25 protein-coding genes and 1 riboswitch are annotated in these 23,984 nt (G+C 71.7%); of the genes, 8 read left to right on the top strand and 17 right to left on the bottom strand.

Features of this window, described 5'->3' with window-relative positions; genetic code table 11:
* Positions 1–13: 13 nt before the first annotated feature.
* From ASG80_RS19850 to rsmI, 6 genes are all read right to left on the bottom strand, one after another.
* Positions 14–553, bottom strand: coding sequence for a DUF4287 domain-containing protein (locus ASG80_RS19850; RefSeq protein ID WP_056733990.1), 540 nt, complete (start codon positions 551–553; stop codon positions 14–16).
* A 68-nt stretch (positions 554–621) separates the two neighbouring features.
* Positions 622–1,512 carry a 16S rRNA (adenine(1518)-N(6)/adenine(1519)-N(6))-dimethyltransferase RsmA gene (gene rsmA / locus ASG80_RS19845; protein ID WP_082590762.1) on the bottom strand — a complete coding sequence of 297 codons (891 nt, stop codon included), beginning with the start codon at positions 1,510–1,512 and terminating at the stop codon, positions 622–624.
* Positions 1,509–2,456: a TatD family hydrolase gene (locus tag ASG80_RS19840; protein WP_082590761.1), complete on the bottom strand. Its 948-nt coding sequence runs from the start codon at positions 2,454–2,456 to the stop codon at positions 1,509–1,511. Before ASG80_RS19840 ends, rsmA begins: the two co-directional genes overlap by 4 nt.
* Before the next feature lie 16 nt (positions 2,457–2,472).
* A complete protein-coding gene (metG, locus tag ASG80_RS19835; protein ID WP_056733988.1) occupies positions 2,473–4,032 on the bottom strand; it encodes a methionine--tRNA ligase in 1,560 nt (519 codons plus the stop codon).
* Between the two features lie 57 nt (positions 4,033–4,089).
* Entirely contained in the window at positions 4,090–5,169 is a 1,080-nt protein-coding gene (locus ASG80_RS19830; RefSeq protein ID WP_056733986.1) for an NADP-dependent oxidoreductase, read from the bottom strand.
* 88 nt (positions 5,170–5,257) lie between these two features.
* Positions 5,258–6,082 carry a 16S rRNA (cytidine(1402)-2'-O)-methyltransferase gene (gene rsmI, locus ASG80_RS19825; protein ID WP_056733984.1) on the bottom strand — a complete coding sequence of 275 codons (825 nt, stop codon included), beginning with the start codon at positions 6,080–6,082 and terminating at the stop codon, positions 5,258–5,260.
* 66 nt (positions 6,083–6,148) lie between these two features.
* Here rsmI and ASG80_RS19820 point away from each other — a divergent pair, with 66 nt between their 5' ends.
* From ASG80_RS19820 to ASG80_RS19810, 3 genes are all read left to right on the top strand, one after another.
* Positions 6,149–7,816, top strand: coding sequence for a dolichyl-phosphate-mannose--protein mannosyltransferase (locus tag ASG80_RS19820; RefSeq protein WP_056733983.1), 1,668 nt, complete (start codon positions 6,149–6,151; stop codon positions 7,814–7,816).
* 24 nt (positions 7,817–7,840) lie between these two features.
* On the top strand, positions 7,841–8,653 hold the full coding sequence (locus ASG80_RS19815; RefSeq protein WP_056733980.1) for an alpha/beta fold hydrolase: 813 nt from the start codon (positions 7,841–7,843) through the stop codon (positions 8,651–8,653).
* Positions 8,654–8,725: 72 nt separating this feature from the next.
* On the top strand, positions 8,726–9,706 hold the full coding sequence (locus ASG80_RS19810) for a YeiH family protein (protein ID WP_056733978.1): 981 nt from the start codon (positions 8,726–8,728) through the stop codon (positions 9,704–9,706).
* 12 nt (positions 9,707–9,718) lie between these two features.
* On the opposite strand, the gene ASG80_RS19805 is transcribed toward ASG80_RS19810, so the two are convergent.
* Genes ASG80_RS19805 through ASG80_RS19785 form a run of 5 tightly spaced genes read right to left on the bottom strand, consistent with a single transcriptional unit; the run spans position 9,719 to position 13,101 of the window.
* Entirely contained in the window at positions 9,719–10,684 is a 966-nt protein-coding gene (locus tag ASG80_RS19805; protein WP_056733976.1) for an NAD(P)-dependent alcohol dehydrogenase, read from the bottom strand.
* Positions 10,681–11,739 carry an NAD(P)-dependent alcohol dehydrogenase gene (locus ASG80_RS19800; protein ID WP_056733974.1) on the bottom strand — a complete coding sequence of 353 codons (1,059 nt, stop codon included), beginning with the start codon at positions 11,737–11,739 and terminating at the stop codon, positions 10,681–10,683. The genes ASG80_RS19805 and ASG80_RS19800 overlap by 4 nt, the downstream gene beginning before the upstream one ends.
* Positions 11,736–11,972, bottom strand: a complete 237-nt coding sequence (locus ASG80_RS19795) for a helix-turn-helix transcriptional regulator (protein WP_056733972.1) — start codon at positions 11,970–11,972, stop codon at positions 11,736–11,738. Before ASG80_RS19795 ends, ASG80_RS19800 begins: the two co-directional genes overlap by 4 nt.
* A complete protein-coding gene (locus tag ASG80_RS19790; RefSeq protein WP_056733970.1) occupies positions 11,966–12,397 on the bottom strand; it encodes a hypothetical protein in 432 nt (143 codons plus the stop codon). Before ASG80_RS19790 ends, ASG80_RS19795 begins: the two co-directional genes overlap by 7 nt.
* Before the next feature lie 2 nt (positions 12,398–12,399).
* The gene (locus ASG80_RS19785; RefSeq protein WP_056733969.1) at positions 12,400–13,101 is read right to left on the bottom strand and encodes a DUF4386 family protein; all 702 of its coding nucleotides are present in this window, start codon (positions 13,099–13,101) and stop codon (positions 12,400–12,402) included.
* Between the two features lie 183 nt (positions 13,102–13,284).
* Here ASG80_RS19785 and ASG80_RS19780 point away from each other — a divergent pair, with 183 nt between their 5' ends.
* Positions 13,285–14,448 carry a low temperature requirement protein A gene (locus ASG80_RS19780; RefSeq protein WP_162256661.1) on the top strand — a complete coding sequence of 388 codons (1,164 nt, stop codon included), beginning with the start codon at positions 13,285–13,287 and terminating at the stop codon, positions 14,446–14,448.
* On the opposite strand, the gene ASG80_RS19775 is transcribed toward ASG80_RS19780, so the two are convergent.
* Both ASG80_RS19775 and ASG80_RS19770 read right to left on the bottom strand, forming a co-directional pair.
* Positions 14,445–14,771 carry a multidrug efflux SMR transporter gene (locus ASG80_RS19775; protein WP_056733964.1) on the bottom strand — a complete coding sequence of 109 codons (327 nt, stop codon included), beginning with the start codon at positions 14,769–14,771 and terminating at the stop codon, positions 14,445–14,447. The two genes, ASG80_RS19780 and ASG80_RS19775, sit on opposite strands and share 4 nt — an antisense overlap.
* Before the next feature lie 13 nt (positions 14,772–14,784).
* A riboswitch (guanidine-III (ykkC-III) riboswitch) is annotated at positions 14,785–14,860 on the bottom strand.
* 80 nt (positions 14,861–14,940) lie between these two features.
* Positions 14,941–15,240 carry an antibiotic biosynthesis monooxygenase gene (locus ASG80_RS19770; RefSeq protein ID WP_056733962.1) on the bottom strand — a complete coding sequence of 100 codons (300 nt, stop codon included), beginning with the start codon at positions 15,238–15,240 and terminating at the stop codon, positions 14,941–14,943.
* Positions 15,241–15,431: 191 nt separating this feature from the next.
* On the opposite strand from ASG80_RS19770, the gene ASG80_RS19765 reads away from it, so the two are divergent.
* The 3 genes from ASG80_RS19765 to ASG80_RS19755 all read left to right on the top strand — a co-directional run bounded on the left by ASG80_RS19765 (position 15,432) and on the right by ASG80_RS19755 (position 18,021).
* Positions 15,432–15,995 carry a cysteine hydrolase family protein gene (locus ASG80_RS19765; RefSeq protein ID WP_056733960.1) on the top strand — a complete coding sequence of 188 codons (564 nt, stop codon included), beginning with the start codon at positions 15,432–15,434 and terminating at the stop codon, positions 15,993–15,995.
* 74 nt (positions 15,996–16,069) lie between these two features.
* Positions 16,070–17,365 carry an O-acetylhomoserine aminocarboxypropyltransferase/cysteine synthase family protein gene (locus ASG80_RS19760; protein ID WP_056733958.1) on the top strand — a complete coding sequence of 432 codons (1,296 nt, stop codon included), beginning with the start codon at positions 16,070–16,072 and terminating at the stop codon, positions 17,363–17,365.
* A 137-nt stretch (positions 17,366–17,502) separates the two neighbouring features.
* Positions 17,503–18,021 carry a CoA-binding protein gene (locus ASG80_RS19755; protein ID WP_369816286.1) on the top strand — a complete coding sequence of 173 codons (519 nt, stop codon included), beginning with the start codon at positions 17,503–17,505 and terminating at the stop codon, positions 18,019–18,021.
* 21 nt (positions 18,022–18,042) lie between these two features.
* Here the strand turns inward: ASG80_RS19755 and ASG80_RS19750 are convergent, their stop codons facing one another.
* Genes ASG80_RS19750 through ASG80_RS19735 form a run of 4 tightly spaced genes read right to left on the bottom strand, consistent with a single transcriptional unit; the run spans position 18,043 to position 20,657 of the window.
* Positions 18,043–18,873, bottom strand: a complete 831-nt coding sequence (locus tag ASG80_RS19750) for an ABC transporter permease (RefSeq protein ID WP_056733956.1) — start codon at positions 18,871–18,873, stop codon at positions 18,043–18,045.
* Positions 18,870–19,883 (bottom strand): ATP-binding cassette domain-containing protein, encoded by a 1,014-nt coding sequence (locus tag ASG80_RS19745; RefSeq protein WP_056733953.1) that lies wholly within the window; start codon positions 19,881–19,883, stop codon positions 18,870–18,872. Before ASG80_RS19745 ends, ASG80_RS19750 begins: the two co-directional genes overlap by 4 nt.
* A gap of 47 nt (positions 19,884–19,930) precedes the next feature.
* Entirely contained in the window at positions 19,931–20,428 is a 498-nt protein-coding gene (locus ASG80_RS19740) for a Clp protease N-terminal domain-containing protein (RefSeq protein ID WP_082590755.1), read from the bottom strand.
* The gene (locus ASG80_RS19735; protein WP_056733951.1) at positions 20,421–20,657 is read right to left on the bottom strand and encodes a helix-turn-helix domain-containing protein; all 237 of its coding nucleotides are present in this window, start codon (positions 20,655–20,657) and stop codon (positions 20,421–20,423) included. The genes ASG80_RS19740 and ASG80_RS19735 overlap by 8 nt, the downstream gene beginning before the upstream one ends.
* A gap of 128 nt (positions 20,658–20,785) precedes the next feature.
* On the opposite strand from ASG80_RS19735, the gene ASG80_RS19730 reads away from it, so the two are divergent.
* A complete protein-coding gene (locus tag ASG80_RS19730) occupies positions 20,786–23,968 on the top strand; it encodes a BTAD domain-containing putative transcriptional regulator (RefSeq protein ID WP_162256660.1) in 3,183 nt (1,060 codons plus the stop codon).
* The last annotated feature ends 16 nt before the right edge of the window (positions 23,969–23,984 follow it).

The following is a 23,984-nucleotide window of genomic DNA, read 5'->3' as shown; positions in this document are numbered from 1 at the left end:
CGGCGCGACCCGGTCAGTCGACCGCCCGCAACCACTCGCGCATGCGCACCTTGACCTCGGCGAGTCGGGACCCGTCGGGCATGCGGCCCCAGGTGAGCCCCATCGACGATCGGCCGTCGTCGATGGGGCTGACCGATGCGAGCACGAACTCGCCGCCGTCGAGCGGGAACCGCGCGGTCGGATGCTTCGCGGTCACGTTGAGCGCAAGCGGGTCGACGTCGAGCTCGAGGGTCACGATCGCGGCGAGCGCCCGCAGCGCGGCGCCGGTGTCGAGGTCGACGGTGCGGCTCACGCTGGCTTCGAACGTGCCGTCCTGGCGCTGGCCGGGCTGGCGGATGTCGCGTGCCTGCTCGTAGCCCACCGTGATGCCCTGCGCCCACCACCCGTCCACGCCGTGCTCGGCCACGAGCCAGCTCCCGATGTGCTTGTGCTTCCAGGCGGTTGCGCCGGCACTGTCGAGCAGGGCGAACCACTCCGCGCGGTCCCTTCCCGTCGCCTCACGGACGGCCTCGTCGCCGACCCCCTCGGCGCTGCTCCCCACCGGCGTGCCCATGCCTCCACGCTAGTGCGGTCCGATGGGCCGCGGAAGGTGTCGCCACGCGACGACGCGGCGCGCAGCCGTCACGCGTCGACCGACGCGGATGCGGCCCGCGCGATCGCGAGGAAGTCCTCGATGCGCAGCTGCTCGCCCCGCGCCTGCGGGTCGATGCCGGCCCGCTCGAGCGCCTGCACCGCCGACGCCGACGACCCGCCGAGCACGCTCGAGAGCGACTGCCGCAGCATCTTCCGACGCTGTTGGAACGCCGCGTCGACGAGGGCGAACGTCGCCTTCCGTTCCGCCTCTGTGCCCGGCTGGTCGCGACGCTCGAAGCCGACGAGCACCGAGTCGACGTTCGGCACCGGCCAGAAGACCATGCGCGAGACCTGGCCCGCGAGCCGCCGGTGGCCGTACCACGCGGCCTTCGCGCTCGGCGCGCCGTACACCTTCGAGCCGGGCTCGGCGGCGAGCCGGTGCCCCACCTCGGCCTGCACCATGACGATGCCCGATTGCAGGGTCGGGAAGTGCTCGAGCAGGTGCAGCAGCACCGGCACCGACACGTTGTAGGGCAGGTTCGCGACGAGCCGCACCGGCTCGCCTGGCAGCTCGGTCACGCGCAATGCGTCGTCGTGCACGACCGCCAGGGAGGTGCCCGGCTGCATGAGGCGCACGGTGTGCGGCAACTGCTCGGCGAGGCGACCGTCGATCTCGACGGCGATGACGGATGCCCCGGCTTCGAGCAGCCCGAGCGTGAGCGAGCCGAGGCCCGGCCCGATCTCGAGCACGGTCTCCCCCGGTTGCACGCCCGCCGTCAGCACGATGCGGCGGACGGTGTTGCCGTCGTGCACGAAGTTCTGGCCGAGCTTCTTCGTCGGCGTCACGTCGAGGAGCTCGGCGAGGTCGCGGATCTCGGCCGGCCCGAGCAGCCGCGGCGCGCTCTCGGCGCCTTCGGCCGCATGCCGATGCGCGTTCACCCCGATGCCCCCCGCACGGGCTCATCATGCCACGCTCCGTACACCGCCCGCGTGTTCGACGCGACCTGTGCGCACAACTCGTCGAGGTCCGCGCCGAGCACCCCGGCCATGAACCGCATGGTGTGCGGCACCAGGTAGGGCGCGTTCGGCCGGCCGCGGAGCGGCACCGGAGTGAGGTACGGGGCATCCGTCTCGACGAGGATGCGGTCGCGCGGCGTCGCCAGCAGCGCGTCGCGCAGCGTCTCGGCGTTCTTGAACGTGACGTTGCCGGCGAACGAGAGGTACCAGCCGGCCTCGGTCGCGACGCGGGCGAGCTCGTCCCCTCCCGAGAAGCAGTGGAACACGGTGCGCTCGGGTGCGCCGACCCGGCGCAGCGTCTCGAGCACCTCGTCGTGGGCGTCGCGGTCGTGGATCTGCAGGGCGAGCCCGTGACGCCTCGCGATGTCGATGTGCGCCTCGAACGAGCGGAACTGGGCGTCGCGCCCGTCTTCGCCGGTGCGGTAGAAGTCGAGGCCGGTCTCGCCGATCGCGCGCACCCGGGGCCGCGCGGCGAGCTCGTCGATCACGGCGAGGGCGTCGTCGAGCGCACCCGCCGCCTCGAGCACGGGCGCCTCGTTGGGGTGGAGGGCGACGGCGGCGAGCAGGCGGGGCTCGCGCTCGGCGACGTCGGCCGACCAGCGGCTCGTCGCGACATCCGTGCCCACCTGCACCGCGCCCACGACACCGACGGATGCCGCGCGCTCGAGGTGCTCGTGCACGTCGAGCGGCAGGGCGCCGTCGGCGATCTCGAGGTGCGTGTGGTTGTCGTACACGCCGACGGCCAGCGGCTCGGGCGGTGGCGGGTACTCGACGGCCCGGCCGCCGTCCGAGCGCGTGCGCAGATGGTCTCGAGACGCCCGCTCCGCGGGCTCCTCGACCCGAGGCTCGGGCGAGGCGGCCGTCATGCGGCGAGCCCTGCGCTCACGCGTGGACCTCGACGCGCGGGAAGAGCGCCTCGAGCGGCGCCACCCGCTCGCCGACGGCCCACTCGTGGGCCCGGTCGATGCGCTGCTCCTGCACGGTGCCGGCGGCGCCGAGCGCCGTCCAGAGCTTCGCGGTCGCCTTGGGCAGCACGGGCGAGAGCAGCACGGCGAGCGTGCCGAGACCGTGGTACGCGGTGGCCAGCACCGTCTCGAGGCGGGCGCGCTGGTGCGGGTCCTTCGCGAGCGTCCACGGCTCCTCGACGGTGAGATACCCGTTCAGGGCGTCGACGAGCTCCCACGCGGCGGCGATCGACTCGTGGATCGCGAGCCGGCCGACCGCCGCCCATGCGGCATCCGTCGCGCGCTCCTCGATGGCCGCGATCTCGTGGTCGGCGGCCGACAATTCGGACGCCTCGGGCACGACGCCGTCGCAGTAGCGGATGATCATGGCGACGACGCGCGAGGCGAGGTTGCCGAAGCCGTTCGCGAGCTCGGCTTGGTAGCGGGCCGCGAGGTCCTCCCACGAGAACGAGCCGTCCTGGCCGAAGTGGATCGCCGAGAGGAAGTAGTACCGGAACGCGTCCGACCCGAACGTCGCGGTGATCTGCTCGGGCGCGATGCCCGTGAGCTTCGACTTCGACATCTTCTCGCCGCCCACGAGCAGCCATCCATGACCGAAGACGCCGCGAGGCACGTCGAGGCCGGCCGCCATGAGCATGGCGGGCCAGATGACCGCGTGGAACCGCAGGATGTCCTTGCCGATGATGTGCTGCGCGGGCCAGCGGCGTGCGAACTCCTCGTCGTCCTGTCCGTAGCCGACCGCCGTGACGTAGTTGAGGAGCGCGTCGAACCAGACGTAGACGACGTGCGAGTCATCCCACGGCACCTTCACGCCCCAATCGAACGTCGACCGCGAGATGGAGAGGTCGGCGAGCCCCTGCTTCACGAACGACACCGCCTCGTTGCGCGCCGACTCGGGCTGCACGAAGTCGGGCCGCTCCTCGTAGAGCGCGAGCAGCTTGTCGGCGAATGCGGACATGCGGAAGAAGTAGTTCTTCTCGTGCAAGAGCTCGACGGGCTTCGAGTGGATGGCGCAGACGAGCTGGCCCTCGTACTCGCCGGTGCCCGGCACGAGCTCGGACTGCTGCTTGTACTCCTCGCAGCCCACGCAGTAGTAGCCCTCGTACTCGCCGGTGTAGATGTGCCCGTCGTCGTAGAGCTTCTGCAGGAACTTCTGCACGTTCTGCTCGTGGCGCTCGTCGGTCGTGCGGATGAAGTCGTCGTTCGCCACGTCGATCGTCTCGAGCAGCGGCTTCCACGCGTCGGCGACGAGCGTGTCTGCCCACTCCTTCGGCGTCACGCCGTTGGCCGTGGCGGTGCGCAGGATCTTCTGGCCGTGCTCGTCGGTGCCCGTGAGCATCCACGTGTCGTTGCCCGCCTGGCGGTTCCAGCGCGCGAGCACGTCGGTCGCCACCTCCGTGTAGGCGTGCCCGATGTGGGGCACGTCGTTCACGTAGAAAATGGGCGTGGTGATGTAGAACGAGGAGGCGTCGGCCATGCGCTCAATCTTATGGGCGCACGGATGCCGCAGGGTCCGCGTTACGCCGGCGCCGGGTCACGCCTCCCGAGCGCGCTCCTCGCGATGCCGTCGCCGGACACTGCCGTCGCCGATCGCGGGCGGCACCGCCTCCTCCACGTCGAGGTGCTCGTGCGGCGTGGCGACCCCGAGCGTGACGTCCTGCTCCTTGATCTCGGGTTCGCGCACGCGCTGCGCGGGGTAGTCGACGACGCGCAGGCCGAGCACGATCTTGCCGGGCGCCTCGCGCTTGTCGAGCGCGCGGTACGCGTCGCCCACCGCGTCGAGCGGGAACACGTCGGCGATGGGAAGGCGGATGCGTCGTGCCGCCGCCAGCGCGGCGACGCGGCTGAGCGCCACGACGTCGCCGGCCGAGGCCCGCACGGCGTCGTGCCCGTCGACGGCGTCCCAATCGAGCACGGTGAACACGCGGGCGGCGGGCACGCCGAGCTCGCGCGCCGCGTCGGTCTCGCCGCCGAGGAAGTCGAAGAACGCGGACACGGGTTGCGACGTGAGGGCGCGCACGCGCTCGGCGAGCGCCGGCCCATACGGCGTGGGGAGCACGCCGAACTGCCGCAGGAAGTCGAAGCGGGTCTCCACGCTCGTGCCGACCACGGTGGCACCTCGCATGCGGGCGAACTGCGCGGCGAGGCATCCGACGCCGCCCGCTGCGGCCGTCACGACGACCGTGTCGCTCGGCGAGAGCCCGAGGCCCTCCACTGCGGTCCAGGCCGTGGTGCCGGCGGTGTAGAGCGAGCCGGCAACCTCCCATGACAGCGCGGGCGGGCGCGGGAGCAGGTTCGTCTCCGGCACGACCACGTGCGTGGCCTGCGCGCCGTGGTCGACGAACCCCATCACCTCGTCGCCCCGCGCGAACCGGGAGACCCCGGGGCCGGTCGCGACCACGAGGCCCGCGAGGTCGCGGCCCTGCGTCGCCGGCAGCTGCACCGGCCATCGCTCGCGGTGATCGCCGCGCCGCACCGCGCTCTCGGCGGGGTTCAGGCCGGCCGCGAACACCTCGACGAGCACCTCGCCCTCGCCGGGCTCCGGCGTGGGCACCTCGACGACCTCGAGCACCTCGGGGCCGCCGAACTCGGAGAACCTGACTGCGTGCGCCATGTTGCACCTCCACCGATGCGCGGTAGTGTCATTGTCCCCCACTTCGAGGGACAGCGGGGGAAACGTTCAGCGAGCCGTCACCGGTGGGTCAGCGGCCGTTGCGAGCGGCCAGCGCCGCCTCGTAGAGGTCCCGCCGGCCGAGGCCGCTCTCCGCGGCCACGAGCGCGGCGGCGTCCTTCAGCCGCATGCCGGATGCCGCGAGCTCGAGCACGCGGTCGAGGGCCCCCGCCGGATCCGCCCGCTGCTCGGGTGCACCGCCGACGACGATGCAGATCTCGCCGCGCACGCCGGGGGCCGCCCACGTCGCCAGCTCGCCGAGTCCGCCGCGGCGCACCTCCTCGTGGAGCTTCGTGAGCTCCCGGCAGACCGCGGCGGGCCGGTCGGCGCCGAACGCCTCGGCGAGCGCCGCGAGGCTCGCGGCGAGGCGCGACGGACCCTCGAAGAAGACGAGCGTGCGTCGATCGCCGGCGAGCTCGGCGAGGCGCCGGGCGCGTTCCCCCGCCTTGCGCGGCAGGAACCCCTCGAATGCGAACCGGTCCGTGGGCAGGCCCGACACGGCGAGCGCGGTGATGACGGCGGACGGCCCGGGGATCACGGTGACCTCGACGCCCGCGGCCACGGCGGCCTGCACGAGCGGGAACCCCGGGTCGGAGACGGTCGGCATGCCCGCGTCGCTCAGCACGAGGAGGTCCGCGTCGCGCGCCAGCTCGACGAGCTCGGCGGCCTTCCGGCGCTCGTTGTGCTCGTGCAGCGCGATCAGGCGGGGGCGGTGCTCGATGCCGAGTCCCGCGAGAAGCCGCTGGGTGACTCGCGTGTCCTCGGATGCCACGACCGTCGCCTGCGCGAGCGCCTCGCGGAGCCGCGCCGAGGCGTCGCCGAGGTTGCCGATGGGCGTCGCCGCGAGGATGATCATGCCCCCAGTGTCTCTCACGGGCGCCGCTCGGTCAGCCGTACGGCGGTCGCGGTTACGCTGGGGCGCATGGGTGTTGAGACCGACGCCGCCGACGCGCGCGCATCGCAGGGCGGTGCTGACGGCGACCACCCTGCGGCGTCCGGGCTCATCGAAGAGCCCATCGCCGAGTCCCGCGGCACGCGGCTCGACGACTGGTGGGGCCGCGTGCTCGCGACGCCGCGGCGGCGGACCCTCTGGTACTGGGGCGGCCCGATCCTCGTGACCCTCTTCGCCGCGGTGCTGCGCTTCTGGAACCTCGGGCACCCGCAGGCCATGATCTTCGACGAGACGTACTACGTGAAGGACGCCTGGACGCTGCTGCAGAACGGCTACGAGTCGAGCTGGCCCGACGGCGCCGACGAGGACTTCGCACGCGGCGACACCGGGATCTACCTCGACGACCCCGCCTATGTCGTGCACCCGCCGCTGGGCAAGTGGATGATCGCGCTCGGCATGGCGGCCTTCGGCGCGGGCGACGCCTTCTGGTGGCGCGCCAGCACCGCGCTCGCCGGTACGGTCGCCGTGTTCGTGCTCGCGATGGTCGCGCGGCGCCTCTGGCCGTCCACGATCGTCGCCGTGATCGCGGCGTTCCTGCTCGCCGTCGACGGCAACGCCATCGTGATGTCGCGCGTGGCGTTGCTCGACAACTGGGTCATGCTCTTCGCGCTGCTCGGCTTCTGGTTCGTGCTCCTCGACCGCGAGCAGGCCAGGCGGGAGCTCGAGCGCAGGCTCGATGCGGCACGGGAGGTCGGGCGGGACCCGCACTACGGGCCCGCCATCTGGGCGCGACCGTGGGTGGTCGCGGCTGGCGTGGCGATCGGCGCCGCGTGTGCCGTGAAGTGGTCGGGAGTGTGGTTCCTCGCGGCGTTCGGGCTCTACCTCGTGGTGGTCGACGCACTCGCCCGTCGGCGCGCGGGCGTGCCGTTCTGGCTGACCGGCTCCGTGCTGAAGCAGGGGCCGGTGACGTTCCTGCTGCTCGTACCGGTCGCCGTGGCGGTGTACCTCGCCTCCTGGTCGGGCTGGCTCGTCACCGACGGCGGCTACTACCGGCACTGGGCCGACGAAGCCGGCAACGAGGCGACCGGATGGCTCGCCTGGGTGCCGCACGCACTGCAGAGCCTCTGGCACTACCACCAGTCGGCCTACACGTACCACATCGGCGTGCACGGCGAGCATCCGTCGCAGTCGAACCCGCTCACCTGGCTCATCATGTTCAAGCCGACGAACATGTACTTCGCGTCCACGGACGACGGGTCGGGCGGATGCGGCGCCGACACGTGCTGGGAATCGATCATCGGCATCGGCAACCCGCTCATCTGGTGGGCGGCGGCCGCGGCATCCGTCTACCTCGTCTATCGGCTCGCCCGCTACCGGGAGTGGCAGACGGGTGCGATCCTGCTCGGCCTCGCCGCCGGGTACCTGCCCTGGCTCGCGTACCTCGACCGCACGGTGTTCCAGTTCTACTCGATCGCGTTCCAGCCCTACACGATGCTGGCGCTCGCGGCGGTCATCGCGCTCGCGCTCGGCCGCCGCGACGACGTGACGTGGCGGCGGCAACGCGGCATCGCGACGGTGGCGATCTTCCTCGGCTTCGTGGTGCTCGTCTCGGCGTACTACTACCCGATCTGGACGGCGGTGCCGGTGACGCCCGAGTTCCGGCAGCTCCACTTCTGGGCGCCGAGCTGGGCGACCTGACCGGCCCGGGCGTAGCCTGACGTCATGCCTCGCATCACCGTGAATGCGGTCGAGCTGCACGTCGAGATCAGGGGCGGAGGAGTCCCGATACTCGGTATCCACGGCACGCCCAGTTCCGCAGTGATGTGGGAGTCCGCCGCGGGCGAGCTGGCCCGGCATGGTCGCTGCATCACCTATGACCGGCGCGGGTTCCTGCGCAGTCGGGGCGACGACCCGCTGCCGTCCGTCGACCTCGACGACCACGTCGGCGATGCGCTCGCGCTCCTCGAGGCGCTCGACGCGACGCCGGCGATCGTGATCGGCCGCAGCACGGGCGGCCTCATCGCGCTCGAGCTCGCGCTTCGCTCGCCGGATGCCGTGCGCGCCCTCGTGCTGCTCGAGCCCGCCGTGTTCTCGATCGACGACGCGATCCGACGGTGGGCGGCCGACCTCCGAGGCCGCGTGCTCGACGCGGAGGCGGTCGATGCGGGCGGCGTCGCAGAAACGGTGGTACGCGACGCACTCGGCGACGCGACGTGGGACGCGTTCCCGGCCGAGATCGTCGAGATGTTCGCGGGCGCGAACGACGGCACCCGCGCCGAGTTGCACGGCGACGGCCTCGACCTCAGCGCCCATCCTCGCACCTACCGCGCTGCGGAGCTTGCGGAGCTTCCGACCCGGGTTCCGGTGCTCATGGTCGTGGCCGCCGACTCGCCGAAGCCGCTGCGCGAGTGCGCCGAACGGCTCGCCCAGCTCCTCATCGGGGCGGAACTCGCGCGGGTGCCCGGCGGCCACCTCATCGACCCGGCCGGAGCCGAGGTGCTCGCCTTCGTCGATCGCCACGCGGGCACCCGCTGACCGCGCGGGCCGGCGGTCCGGCCACCGCGAACGGCGGCGGGCGGTCGCGCACGCCTCCGCTAGCGTGGGGTGATGCGCGAGCGGATGCCGGGACTCGTCGTCGCGGCATCCGCGGCCCTCGTCTCGTGGCTCGTGCACCTCGCGGTGCCCGCCGTGCCGATCCTCACCGCCGCAGTGGCCCTCGGCATCGTCGTGGGGCAGGTGCCGGCCCTGCAGCCGGTGCTCGAGGGCCGTCTCGCGCCCGGACTCCGCATCGCCTCGCGTCGCCTGCTGCGCCTCGGCATCGTGCTGCTCGGCCTCAAGCTCAGCCTCGTGGACATCGCCGGGCTGGGCTGGGTGACGATCGTCACGACCCTCGGCGTGGTCGTGGTCACGTTCGTCGGCACGATCGGCCTCGGCCGTGCGCTCGGCCTGCCGGGGCACCAGCCGGTGCTCGTCGCGAGCGGGTTCTCGATCTGCGGCGCGTCCGCGATCGGCGCGATGGCCGCGACCGTGCGCGCCAAGGATGAGGAGCAGGCGGTGCCGATCGCGCTCGTCACGCTGTGCGGCACGCTCGCCATCGCGGTGCTGCCCGCGCTGTGGCATCCGCTCGGCCTCTCGGCGACGGGTTTCGGCCACTGGGTGGGCGCGGGCGTGCACGACGTCGGCCAGGTGGTCGCGACCGCGCAGCTGGCAGGGCCCACTGCGCTCGCGGTGGCCGTCGTCGTGAAGCTCACGCGCGTGCTCATGCTCGCGCCGATTGTCGCGATCACGGCCGCCGTCGAGCGGCGACGCGCGATCGAGCCATCGGGACCGCCGCCTGCGATCGTGCCGCTGTTCATCGCCGGGTTCCTCGCCGCCGTGCTGCTCAACACGTTCGTGCCGCTCCCCGAGTGGCTCCTGACGGGGACCGACTGGGTGCAGACCGCCCTGCTCGCGACGGCGCTGTTCGCACTCGGTGCGTCGATCCGGGTCGGCGAGCTCGTGCACACGGGGTGGCGCGCGCTCATCGTCGGCCTGACGTCGTGGGTGCTCGTCGCCGCGCTCGCGTACGGCGCGGTGCTGCTCGGCTGAGCGGGGGCCGGCTCAGACCGCGATGACCACCTTGCCGCGCACCTCGCCGGACTCGAGCCTGGCCACCGCCTCGGCCGCCCGCTCGAGCGGGAACACCTCGTCGACGACCGGCCGCACGTCGCCCGCGTCGATGCGACGCGCGAGCTCGGCGAGGTCTTCGCCGCTGCGCCTCGCTGCGAGCGGGCGCAGTCGCTGCGACACGAACGGGGAGAGCACGGACGCGCGGACGATGCGACCGAACGGGCCGAACACCTTCCCGCCCTTGCCCGACGACAGCACGAGGGTGCCTCGCGGCACGAGCGAGCGTCGCACGCGGCCGAGCGGATGATCCGCCACGAGGTCGAAGATCACGTCGTACCGCACGTCGCCCGCGGTGAAGTCCTCGCGGGTGTAGTCGATGACGTGGTCGGCGCCGATCGCCCGCACGTGCTCGGCCTTGGCGCCGCGACACACGCCGGTCACCTCGGCGCCCATCGCCTTCGCGAGCTGCACGGCGAACCCGCCGACCCCGCCTGACGCACCGTTCACGAGCACGTGCTGCCCGGGCCCGACGCCCGCGAGCCGCAGGCCCTGCAGCGCGGTGGTGCCCGACACGACCATTGCGGCGGCGTGGACGGCGTCGACGCTCACCGGACGGGCGGCGACGAACCGCTCGGGCACGGCGACGAGCTCGGCGAATCCGCCCTGCTCGGACTCGCCGAACACGGCGTCGCCGACGTGGAACCGCGTGACCGCCGCGCCGACGGCCTCGACGACGCCCGCGACGTCCCGCCCGATCACGGCATGCTTCGGGCGCCTGAGGCCGAACGCGAGGCGCACGGCCCGCGGCTCGCCGTGCAACAGGAACACGTCGCCGACGCTCACGGCGACGGCGGCCACCCGGATCAGCACCTCGTCGTCGGCCGGCACCGGCGCCTCGACCTCGGCGAGCGAGAGCCGCTCGGGCCCGCCGTAGGCATGTTGCACGATCGCCCTCATGCGCCGGCCCTCGTCTCGGGCCGTGCGGATGCCGCGTGCGTCGACTCGGGCTCGGTGGCGGCGTCCGCGGCCTCGACGTTCTCGGGCACGGGCCGCAGGATGACACTCCCGGCCTTGTGCCCCGCGTCAACGAGACGGTACCCGTCGGCGACCTGCTCGAGCGGCACTTCGCGTTCGATCGGCGGCCGAAGCGCACCCGTCGCGGCGAGCGCCGCGAGGTATTCGAGGTCGGGCACCTTGTCCGCGTCCTTGCGGAGGCCCGTGAACATGATCACGGCCCGCCGGCGGCCGAGCCGAGACGTGAGCTGCTGGAACATGATCGCCCACGACGGCACCGTCGTGAGGTAGACGCCGCCCGGCGCCAGAATGCGCCGCGCTCGCACGAACGTGGTCTTGCCGACCGCATCGAAGAAGACGTCGAACATGGCGTCGCCGCGCGTGACATCCTCGCGGGTGCGGTCGACGACGCGGTCGGCGCCGAGCCCGGAGACGAGCTCGACGTGGGCAGGCCCGCAGACCGCAGTCACCTCGGCGCCGAGGTGCTTCGCAAGCAGCACGGCGGCAGCGCCGACGCTGCCCGAAGCGCCGTTGACGAGCACGCGATCACCCACGCCCACGTGCCCGCCGTCGCGCAGGAAGGGCAGCGCGGTCAGTGCGCCGTCGCAGATCGCCGCGGCGTCCGCCATGCCCACCGCGCCGGGCAGCGGCACGATCGCGGACGACTCGGCGACCACCAGCAGCTCCGCATGGGCGCCCGAGGCGGCGCCCGTGGCGCCGAAGACCCGGTCGCCGACCGCGAACCGCGTGACGCCGGGCCCGATGGCGTCGACGACCCCCGCGAAGTCCGATCCCAGCACCGCCTTCCGCGGCGCCCGGAGCCCGAAGGCCAGGCGTGCGAACCATGGGGTTCCCGACCGCGCGGCGCTGTCCGACGCGCCGACCGACACCGCGTGCACCCGCATGCGCACCTCACCTGCGCCCGGAATCGGATCGGGCCGTTCGATCATGCCGACGACCTCGGGCGGTCCGTACCGTTCGTAGGCTGCGACTCTCATGATGCTGCTCCCTGCTGCTCGTCGGGGTACTGGAACACCTCGTCGAGCGGGACCCCGAACACCCGCGCGATCTGGAAGGCCATCTCGAGCGACGGCGAGTACCGCCCCTGCTCGATGGCGATGACGGTCTGACGGGTCACCCCGATCCGCTTCGCCAGCTCGGCCTGGGTCATCTCGCCCGCCCGGAAGCGCAGCGAGCGGATGTCGTTCGTGACCCTCGTGGGCTTCACCATGTCGGCACGCCCTTGCGATAGGCGACCAGCCGCGTGACGCTCGACAGGAGCGCCGACAGCACGAAGCACAGGTACACGACGTTCGCGATCCAGAACCAGTCGGCCTCGAGCATGGCGAGCACGAGGGCGCTGAGTGCGCCGATCACGACGAACGAGCTGCCGACGCGCTCGCCGAGCCGGTCGATGTCGCGGTCGCGCACGTCGCCCTTCGTGCTCTCGCTCGGGAAGACGATCTCGACGAGGATGCGGAGCACGATCGACGCGACGATCGCGCCGCCGATGGTCCAGAGCATGACCGGCACGTAGTCGACGTCCTCGACGCCGACGCCGCCGATCACCTGCGGCAGTACGAGCGAGAGGTACACGGTGTAGCCGACGACCGCGATGACCAGGTAGACCCAGGTGCCCTTCTCCTCGTACGACATGCTCACGCACCTTCTCGCATCGCGCCAGTCGGGCGACGAACCGCACGGATGGAGCCGATGCCGCCCACGACGGGCCACGCGATGAGCACCAGTTCGCCGATGAACGTGAATTGCGCGACCCCGGTGTCGGACTCCGGCGTCACGATCCGCACCACCGAATCGACCGCGTACCCGGCGCCCGCCACGAACACGAGCACCCCCACGATGATCGCGAAGACGCCCCCGCGACGCACCAGCAGCCAGCCGATCACGACCAGGTGCGCCGCGAACACGAGGAGCGCCCCACTCCAGGCGGTGTCGAACTCGCCGAGCCGCATGAACACGGTCGCGTCGCGAGCCTCTGCGTCGAACGCCCCGGTCCCATCGAGTCCGGCCGCGATCCGGTGCGCGTCTGCCAGGAAGGCGATCGCTGCCGCGAATGCCGCGGCATACGCCAGCCGGAAGGCTGCGGCGAGCGCCGCGCCCCCGGGGCGATCGGCGCGGAACACGCGCCAGAGCGCCCAGGCCACGATGATGTCGAGCAGGACCACGACGTAGAGCGCGACGACGCCCCATCCGAACGCCGCGGCTCCTATCGCGTCGATCGATGCATCCGACCGCGCCCGACCGATCGCGCCGGTGCCCGCAACCGCGAGCCCCGCCATGAGCACCAGTCCACCCGCTGCGGCGAACCACTCGACCGGGGTCGCACCACGTCGCTCCATCGCTGTCTCCTCACGTCAGAATGTCAAGATTGTTTGACATGCTCAGCGTAAAGCGTTGCAGACATGATGTCAATGATTCTTTACAACCTTGTCGGCGGCGGTCGCTCTGCCCTCGCGTCGAGCGTCCTCGACCACCCGACGCGGCTGTTGGCGGAGAGTGCCGACGGCCGCCACACTGAGCCCATGAGGGGCGACCATCTCGCGCCGGCACCGGCGCCCACGACGAGGGTGACGACCTTCGAGCTGTTCTTCGACCTCGTCTTCGTGCTCACGATCACGAGACTCACCGAGGTGCTGCACCACGAGCCCGACGTCATCGGGTTGCTGACCGTGTTCCTGATCCTCGGCAACATCTGGTGGATGTATGCCGGGTACGGCTGGCTCACGAGCAACAGGGCCACGTCGTCGCTGCCGAGCCGACTGCTCCTGTTCGTCGCGATGGGCGGATTCCTGGTCATGGCGATCGCGACGCCGAATGCGTTCGGCGCCGACGGGCTCGCGTTCGGCCTGGCGTACCTCGTCGTCGTCGTGGTGCACCTCGTCATCACCCTGTCATTCCAGCGCGGCGGCGGCCGGGCGGTGATGCAGGCCGCGGTCTCCAACCTCGGATCGGCCGTGCTGCTCATCATCGCCGGGTTCGTCGAGGGCGCGGCGGACTGGTGGCTCTGGGGCATCGCCGCGGCGTTGCACGTCGGCCTGCTGGAGTTCGGCCGATACGGGAGCTTCTCGCTGCTCGCGGCCCACTTCGTGGAACGCCACTCCGTCGTGCTCATCGTCGCGCTCGGAGAGTCGATGGTCGCGCTGGGCATCGGCATCGGAGATCGCGTCCTGGACCCGGCGCTCCTGGTCGCAGCGCTCATGAGCCTCGGCCTCGCGGCCGCCCTCTGGTCGCTCTACTTCCTCGACCTCGACGACGACGCCGAGCGTTCGCTCGAGACAGCGCCGTCCGAGCGGGTGGTCCGAATCGCGGGACGCGCATTCGGGTACGGCTTCGTCCCGCTCCTCGGCGGCATCGTCATGATCTCCGCGGGCCTCGCCGAGGTGCTCGAACATCCGCTCGACCGCTTGTCGCCGAGCGGCGCAGCATTCCTCGCGGGCGGCGCGGGCATCTACATCCTGGGCATCGCGGCGTTTCGACAGGCCGTCGCAGCCGCCGGCGGCATCCAGTGGCTCGCGTCGGGTGCCGCGACCGCCGTGTGCATCGTGGCGATGTGGCGGGGCGCCGCGCTGGTCGCGCTCGCGGAGGTCGCGCTGCTCGGCGTCATCCTCTTCGGGCTCGCGATGATCTCCCACCGACTCCGCCAGCGCCTCCGTCAGGATGCGCGTGGAGCCGTCGTGTCGGACTAGTGACCTGCACCGTCGACGAGCTTCAGGCCGACCACGCAGCCGACGAGCCCGACGATGAGCGCGAGCTTCACCCACGAGACATCCGTGTCGCCCGTGATCATCGCCCAGATCACCGTGAGGGCCGCGCCGATGCCGACCCACACCGCATACGCCGTGCCGGTGGAGATGTCGCGCATGGCCCACGCGAGACCGCCCATGCTCAGGGCGAGTGCGCCGAAGAAGACGACCGACGGCCAGAGCTTCGTGAAGCCCTCGGACTTGCCGAGCGCGGTGGCCCAGACGGCCTCGAGCACGCCGGAGACGATGAGGATGACCCACGCCATGACTGTTCGCTCCCGTGGCCAGTCTTGTCGCGTTCCGGGTACTGATCCCTCGTCCGGGGCCGCTGCGTTTCGATCATTCCGGCGGCGACCTGCGCTCAAGCTAGCAAGCGGGACTGAGCAGGCCCTGTGCAGCGGATGCCGCGGCGCACCATCCACGCATCCGATCGCCTCACCCGACCCGCGCGACCTCGGCGAAATGCTCCACGATCGGGAACGGCTCGTAGAACCCGTGCAGCAGCTCCCGCCACCGCGCGTACTCGGGCGACCCGCGGAAGCCCTGCTCGTGCGCGTCGACACTCTCCCAGTGCACGAGCAGCAGGTACTCGTTCGGCGTCTCGATCGACCGCGACAGGCGGAGGTCGACGAATCCGGGCATGCCCGAGATGATCGCCTCCGCGTGCGCGAAGGCGGCTTCGAAGTCGACCTCCCGGCCGGGGATGACGGGCAGGATCGCGTGTTCGAGGATCACCCGCCCACCGTAGTCGCGGCAGACGGCCGGCGAGATGCGATGCGCATCGGAAGCAGGCAGGGACGCCGACGCGGCGGGCGCGCCTTCCTGCTCTCGCAGCCGACGCGGCGTGTCTGCCTGTCTTCGGCGACAAGCCGCCAACAAGGCCCCTCCGCCGACCGCCGGTCCGGAACGGCGTGCACGATGGAGCCATGGACTTCGACGACACCGCCGCCCTCATCGTGATCGACGTGCAGCGTGGCTTCGACGACCCCGCGTGGGGCGAGCGCGACAATCCCGACGCGGAGGCGAACATCGGCCGGCTCGTCGCCACGTGGGCGGAGGCCGCCCGGCCGATCGTGCTCGTGCGGCACGACTCCGTCTCCCCCGGGTCGCCGCTCGCGGTCGGCTCCCCCGGCAACGCGCTGAAGGACGTGGTGGCGGATGCCGGGCACGACCTGTTCGTGACGAAGCAGGTGAACTCGGCGTTCTACGGCGACCCCGACCTGCACGCATGGCTGGCGGAACGCGGCATCCGGCAGCTCGTGATCTGCGGCATCCAGACGAACATGTGCGTCGAGACCACGGCCCGCATGGCCGGCAACCTCGGGTACGACGTCGTCGTCCCCCTCGACGCCACGCACACGTTCGACCTCGAGGGGCCGGGGGGCATCCGACTCGCCGCGGCCGACCTCGCGCGCGCGACCGCCGTGAACCTCGACGGGGGCGGATTCGCCCGCGTCGTCACCACGGACGAGGTCGTCGGCGTCGACTGACCGCGCCGCGGCATCCGTTGCCTCGCGTTACGGCCCGAAGCGGAGGCCGCAACAGCGGGCAGTAGCGTGAAGCCATGGCAGACCGCGAATTCGGCTTCAAGACCCGCGCCATCCATGCGGGCAACATCCCCGACCCGGTGACGGGCGCCCGCGCGCTCCCGATCTACCAGTCGACCGCGTTCGTCTTCGACGACACGGCGGATGCCGCGGCCCGATTCGCCCTGCAGAAGTACGGCAACATCTACTCCCGACTCGCGAACCCCACCGTCGCGAGCTTCGAGGAGCGCGTCGCGAGCCTCGAGGGCGGCCTCGGCGCCGTCGCCACGGCGAGCGGCCTCAGCGCGCAGTACATCACCTTCGCCAGCCTGGCCGGCACCGGCGACCACATCGTGGCCTCGGCGAACCTCTACGGCGGCTCGATCACGCAACTGGACGTCACGCTCCGCCGGTTCGGCGTCGAGACGACGTTCGTGCGCTCCTCCGACCCGGCCGATTACGCCGCGGCGATCACCGAGAAGACCAAGGCCCTGTTCGTCGAGACGATCGCGAACCCGTCGGGCGAGATCGCCGACCTCGAGGGCCTCGCCGATGTCGCCCGCGCCCACGGCATCCCGTTCATCGTCGACTCGACGATCCCGACGCCCTACCTCAACCGTCCGATCGAGTGGGGCGCCGACATCGTCACGCACTCGGCCACGAAGTTCCTCGGCGGCCACGGCACCACCCTCGGCGGAGTCGTCGTGGAGTCGGGCCGGTTCCACTGGCACTCCGAGAAGTTCCCGCTGTTCGGCCAGCCCGTGCCGAGCTACGGCGGCCTCCAGTGGTCGGGCAACTTCGGCGAGTACGCGTTCCTCACGCGCCTCCGCGCCGAGCAGCTGCGCGACATCGGCCCCGCCCTCGCGCCGCACTCGGCGTTCCTGCTCGCACAGGGGGTGGAGACGCTGCCGTACCGCATCCAGGCGCACGTCGACAACGCCCGCGCGGTCGCCGAGTGGCTCGAGACCGACCCGCGCATCGAGCGCGTGCTGTGGGCCGGCCTTCCCAACCACCCGCACCACGAGCGCGCCCGGAAGTACCTGCCGAAGGGGCCCGGTTCGGTGTTCAGCTTCGAGGTGAAGGGCGGCCGCGCCGTCGGCCAGCAGCTCATCGAGTCGGTGAACCTCGCCTCGCACCTCGCCAACATCGGCGATGCGAAGACGCTCATCATCCACCCGGCGTCGACCACGCACGCGCAGCTCACCGAACAGCAGCTCGCCGATGCGGGAGTGCTCCCCGGCGTGGTGCGGATTAGCGTGGGCATCGAAGACGTTGAAGACATCATCGACGATCTCGACCAGGCCCTCACGGCCGCGACAGGAGCAGCACGATGACGACGGATGCCACGACCACGGCCGTCCTGACCGGGGCGGATGCCGCGGCATCCGCCCCGGCTGGAGGGGCCGACACTTCGACGGAGCTCAGCACGAGTCTCGAGACCGTGCGCCTCGTCAACGGGCTCTCCTGCGAGCTGCCCGCGAATTCGCCGCTCGCGAAGCTGCTGCACTCGCAGCGCACGTGGATCGGACCCGACGCGAAGCAACGGCTGAGGATCCTCAACGCCGCCAAGTCCGTCGCGATCGTCGGCGCGTCGCCGAACCCGGCGCGCTCGAGCTACTTCGTCGGCACCTACCTGCAGCAGTCGAGCGACTACCGGCTCTACTTCGTGAACCCGAACTCCACCGAGATCCTCGGTCAGCCGGCATACGCGAGCCTCTCCGACCTGCCCGAGGTGCCCGACATCGTCGTGGTGTTCCGACGCGGCAGCGACATCCCGCAGGTGGTCGACGAGGTGCTCGCCTCGGGCGCGAAGACGATCTGGGTGCAGCTCGGCATCTGGAACCAGGATGCCGCGTACTACGGCGAGGAGCAGGGGCTCACCGTCGTCATGGACCGCTGCATCAAGGTCGAGCACGCCCGCTTCCACGGCGGCCTGCACCTGCTCGGCTTCGACACGGGTCAGATCACGAGCCGCAAGACGGTGCGCTGAGCCCTCGGCCGACGGGCGGGATCACGCCTTCCGCATGTAGGCGCGCACCGTGAGCGGTGCGAACACGGCGACCACTGCGGCGGACGCGGCGAGCGCCACCCAGACCTCGACGCCCGACGCGCCCGTCGTCGTGAGTTCCCGTGTGGCGGTGACGAGGTGCGAAACCGGGTTCACGCTGACGAACCACGCGAGCCAGTCGGGCATCGTCGACGCCGGGACGAAGGCGTTCGAGAGGAACGTGAGCGGGAACAGGATCATCAGCGAGATGCCCTGCACCGCGCCCGCCGAGCGCGCTATGACGCCGAAGAACGCGAAGATCCAGCTGAGCGACCAGGCCGACACGATCACGAGCACGCTCGCGAGGAGCACGCCGGCGAGACCGCCGTCGGGCCGGTAGCCCATCACGAGGGCGGTGGCGAACGTCACGAGCGACGCGATCGCGTACCGAACGGTGTCCGCGAGCAACGCGCCCGCGAGGGGCGCGACGCGTGCGATCGGGAACGATCGGAACCGATCGAAGACTCCCTTCGTCATGTCCTCGCGGAGCTGCACCCCGGTCACGACGGAGGTCATGATGACGGTCTGCACGAGGATGCCCGGCACGATGAACGGCAGGTAGTCCTCGGGTGTACCGGCGATCGCGCCGCCGAAGATGTACGTGAACATGACGGTGAGCAGGATCGGCTGGAACGTCACGTCGAAGAGCTGCTCGGGCGTCCGCTTGATCTTCAGGAGCCCCCGCCACGCCATCGCGAACGAGTTCGAGAGCGTCTGGCCAAGGCCCACGGAGTTCTTGAGTGAGCGCTCGGCGCCGGGGATGATGAGCGCAGGGGTGACGGTCGCGGTGGTCATGCGCGGCTCCCTTCGAGTGCGGCGGATGCCTCGGCGTCGACGTCGTCCATCTGGTCTGGCTCGACCCCGTGGCCCGTGACCGTGAGGAACACCTCGTCGAGTGTCGGCTTCGAGACGCTCATCTCGGCGACGCGGATGCCGGACTCGCGAAGCGTAACGAGCAGGTCGGTCACGCGGTCGGCATTCTGTATCGGCGCAGTCAGGCGGCCGGCTTCGGGCGAGACGGCCGGGCGGGCGCCGAGCACGCGTTCAAGAGCGACGCTGGCGTCGTCGAGATCGTCGGCGTCGACGAGGCGGAGATGCAGGCTCGACTCCCCGACCGAAGCCTTGAGCTCCTCATTGGTGCCCTCGGCGACCACACGACCGTGGTCGATGACCGCGATGCGGTCGGCGAGCTGGTCGGCCTCGTCGAGGTACTGCGTGGTGAGGAGCACCGTCGACCCGGTCGCGACGAGGCGGCGGATCGTCTGCCACATCCGCGCCCTCGTACGCGGATCGAGGCCGGTGGTCGGCTCGTCGAGGAACATGAGGGGCGGCTGGGCGATGAGGCTCGCCGCGAGGTCGAGCCTCCGGCGCATGCCGCCCGAGTACTGCGTGACGGGCTTCTTCGCGGCATCCGCGAGCCCGAACTCCTCGAGGAGTTCGGCGGCCTTTCGCCTTGCCCCTGCGCGACTGCAACCCTGCAGCCGCGAGAACAGCACGAGATTCTCGACGCCCGAGAGGGCTTCGTCGAGTGAGGCGTACTGGCCGGTGAGCCCGACGAGCTGGCGCACGATCTGCGGTTCCCGCACGACATCGTGGCCGAAGACGCGGGCACTCCCGGCGTCGGGACGAAGGAGCGTCGCGAGCATCGAGATCGTCGTGGTCTTCCCGGCCCCGTTCGGGCCGAGCACGCCGTAGACGGAACCGGTGGGGACGTGCAAGTCGACGCCGTCGACCGCACGGGTGTCCCCGAAGGCCTTCACGAGGCCCTCGGCCTCAACGGCCCAGCCGGTGGTGGAGGTGGTCACGGCACGGTCCTCTCAGAATTGTTCGAGTCGTCAGGTCGTTCGAGCCGTCAGAGCTGTTCGAGTCGGTTGATGAGGGCGCGCCGGTCGACGCCCGCGTAGGCGAGCGCACGCGGCACGGTACCGAGGTCGGCACGCAGGATGCCGAGCAGCGCGGAGGCGACCGCGAGTCGCTCGCGCTCGTCGCGGCTGCGGTCGCGACGTGTGCGGAAGTCCGCACGGAGCATGGCCTCGCGGAACGAGGCGCCCCAGCCGGGTCGCGACCTGCGGGTGGACCGCAGCCGCTCCTCGGCCACGGGCTCGACCCCCGCTGCCGCGAGGGCTCGCTCGCGTTCTTCGCGGAGCGCTGCCTCCACGCCCGCGTGATCGAGTCCGACCTCGGCGAGCGCCCTCCCGGCTGCATCGTCTCCGGCCGAGATCACGAGCAGCAGGTGCTCGGCCTCGACATTCGGCGCGCCTCGCCGCACGGCCTCGTCGATGGCTCGCTGGACGATGCGCTTCAGGCTGACGCCCACGCCGCCGTCGAGGGGTTCGGGTACCTCACGCATTGCGCCTCCTCAGTTCGATGCCGGCGGCTTCGAGTCGCCGGTGGTGTTTCTTGTGCACGGCCTGGCGCGTGACGCCGAGCGCCTCGGCAACCTGCGTCCAGCTCCAACCGGCGCGCATCGCCCGCTCGACGGCGGCGTCCTCGAGCCGGTCTGCAAGCTCGCGCAGCGCAACGACGGCGGCGAGGTCGTCGGCTTCGGCGCCGATCGGTTCCGGGATTCGCGGGGTCATGTAAGCAACTTAGGTTGCTAATAGTGTTTTGTCAACCCTTGTTGCTTATCCGCATCTCGAGGCGTCGGCGACGGCGAACCTGTCAGGATCGAGGCGGGGCGTCCGTGCCCACGGGTAGGCTCGTGCGCGTGCCGATCGAACCACGCCCAGACCTTCGTGTGGGCGTGCTCGGCCCGGTCCTTCTCGAAGGTCGTTCCGGCGCCCTCATCGAGCCGCCCGGCGCGCTGGCGAAGGCGCTCGTGGCCGCGCTCGCCGTGCTGCCCCGCACGGTGGGCGGCACCGTCGGCATCGACGTCATCGCCGACGAGCTCTGGGGCGACGCGACGCCTCGCAACGCGAGGGCCGCCCTGCAGACGCTCGTGAGCCGGGTGCGCGCGGTCACGGCCGACGACCTCATCGCCTCCCATCCGGGCGGCTACGCACTGGCGATCTCATCCTCGGAACTCGACCTCGGCGTGGCCGGGGCGGCCGACGGGGAGGGTTCGGCCGTCGGAGTGGACGAGGCGCTCGCCCTGTGGCGCGGCGAGCCGGCACTCGACCTCGGGGATGCCCCGATCGCCCAGACCCTCGCCGAGCGCGCCGGTGCGCTGCGCCTGCAACTGCTCGCGCGGCGCGCCGCTGCGCGCGACGCGGCGGGCGATCACACCGGGGCGGCAGACGACCTCGCCGTGCTCATGGCGGCGTCACCCGCGAACGAGGACCTCGTCGCCCGCCGACTGCGTGCGCTCGCGGCATCCGGCCGTCGTGTCGAAGCCATCGCCGAGTTCGGCGCGTTCCGCGAGCGGCTCGGCGAAGAGCTCGGAGTGTCGCCCGCGAGCGAACTCGTCGAACTGAACGCCGAGCTGCTGCGCGCCGACGAGCAGCCCCGTCGAGGCTCGGTGCGCATCGGCGTGCGGGCCGCCGCGAACGCCCTGATCGGCCGCGACGAGGACATCGTCGCCATCGAACGGCTGCTCCGCCGGCGTCGGCTCGTGACCGTGCTCGGCGGTGGCGGACTCGGCAAGACGCGCATCGCGCAGGAGGTCGCGGCACGGGCCGACGATCCCCTCGTCGTCGTGGTCGAGCTGGCGAGCATCCGCACGGATGACGACGTCGTGCTGGCGCTCGCGTCGACGCTGGGCGTTCGCGAGGCGTCGACGAGCCAGCGCCTCGGCGAGGCGAGGCTCGACGTGCGGGGGCGCATCATCGCCCGGCTTGAGGAGTGGCCGGCGCTCCTCGTCCTCGACAACTGCGAGCACGTGATCGAGGGGGCGGCCCGCTGGGCAGCCGACCTCCTGGGTTCGATCGCGTCGCTACGCGTCCTGGCGACGAGCCGGAGCCCGCTCATGATCGGCGCCGAGCAGGCGTATCCGCTCGAGGCGCTCGCCGCCGACGTCGCCGGGCCGGCGGTCGAGCTCTTCCTCGAGCGGGCCGTCGCGGCGAGGCCCGCCGCCGACCTGCCGCTCGAGGCGGTCGCCCGGCTGTGCACGCGACTCGACGGACTGCCCCTCGCGATCGAACTCGCGGCAGCCAGGGTGCGCTCGATGACGGTGGAGCAGATCGAGGCGCGCCTGGCGAACCGGTTCGCGCTCCTGGCCGGCGGCGACCGCTCGTCGCCCGCGCGTCAGCGCACGCTCCACGCCGTCATCGACTGGAGCTGGGCGCTGCTCACGCCCGACGAGCGGCTCGCCATGGCCCGGCTCTCGTGGTTCCCCGACGGCTTCGGCCTCGACGCGGCCGACGCCGTGACCGGGTCGGGCGACGCCCTCTGGCTCCTCGACGGGCTCATCGCCCAGTCGCTGCTCTCGGTGGCCGCGTCCATGGGGTCGCCCGCCCCCCGCTACCGCATGCTCGAGACCGTGCGCGAGTTCGGGCAGCTGCGCCTGACCGAATCCGGCGACGAGGCCGGCGCGCTCGCGGCGATGGACGCGTGGGCGGTGGCGCTGTCCACGCACGCCCTCGCCGTCGTCCGCGGACCCGGTCAGATCGAGGCCTTCCGAACGTTGGACCTCGAAGAGGACAACCTCGTCGCGATCCTGCGGCGCGCCATCGCCGATGGTCGGGCGGAGACGGTGTACCCGGTGTTCGCGACGCTCGCCTATCGATGGACCGCGCGGAGCGCGCACTCCGAGATCCTGGCGTTCGGCGACGCCGTGCTCGACGGCACCCGCGGCAGTCGTCCGGGGCCGGAACTGGCCGCGCCGGCGACCCTGGCGCTCACACTCGTTTCGGCGACCCACCTCGCCGCCGGCACGACGACCGCCACGCGCGGCCTCGCCCGCCTTCGCCTGCTCGCCCGGTCGGGACATCCGATGCCACCGTGGATCGCGGCGACGAGCGGCTTCCTGCTCGCGCTCCCCGACGTGGGCGAGTCGCTGTCCAGGCTCCGCGCGATGTCGGAGTCGGACGATCCCGACACCGCAGTGGTCGGCTCCATCATGATGTCGCAGTTCGCCGAGAACGAGGGGGATCCGGCAACCGCACGCGAGTATGCGCTGCGCGCGCATGAGCTCGCGCAGCGCCTGGGCGACGTGTTGGTCGAGGCGGTGTCGTCCATGATGCTCGCGCAGCTCGCGAGCCAGTCGGGCCGTCCTCTCGAGACCCTCCGCCACGCCCGCCAGGCCAGGATCGGGCTCGAGCGCCTCGACGCCGAGCAGGACCTGCTCCATGTGGACTGGATGATCGCGGGCGCGCTCGTGGCCGCAGACCGCCTCGACGAGGCGCGAGTCATGCTCGACGCGATGGCGGAGGACGACCGCACCCTCCCCGACGGCATGACGGTCGCGACCATCGCCGATCTCGGGCTCGCGGAGATCGCCCACGTCGAGGGCAGGCGGGCCGAGTCGTTGGCCCACGCGCGTCATGCGATCGCGGCGTTCCATGACGGTCGCCGCCGAGGGGACCCCTGGTTCCTCATCGTGCTAGCCGGCTTCGCCGCGCGCGGCGCACTAGAGGGGTGGCCGCCCGACGAGGTGCGCGGCTGGGCCGAGCGGCTGCGTCACCGCGTGACCGCAACCGCCCGCGCGCGACCGGGATTCACCGACAAGCCGGTGCTCGGCACGGTCGCGATCGGTTGGGGCTCGTGGGCGATGCACCAGCCGGGCCTCGAGGAACGCGGGCTGGAGATGCTCGCGCTCGGCGAGCGCATGTCGGGCCGTCAGGACACTCCGGGGCTCAACCTCGCCCGATTGCTCGCGGCCGCCGAGGCGCGCGTCGGCGCGGAGCGGGTCGCGGCCGCGCGCGACGCTGCGGCCGCGCTCACCACCGACGAATGCGCGGAACGGGCGCACGAGTTGCTCGCAACGCCCGTTCCGCCGGCCGACGCACCCTGACGCGCAGGCCGTCCGT

Source organism: Agromyces sp. Soil535 (assembly GCF_001428255.1).
Taxonomy (GTDB): Bacteria; Actinomycetota; Actinomycetes; order Actinomycetales; family Microbacteriaceae; genus Agromyces.
This window is presented reverse-complemented; position numbering and strand designations above follow the sequence as displayed.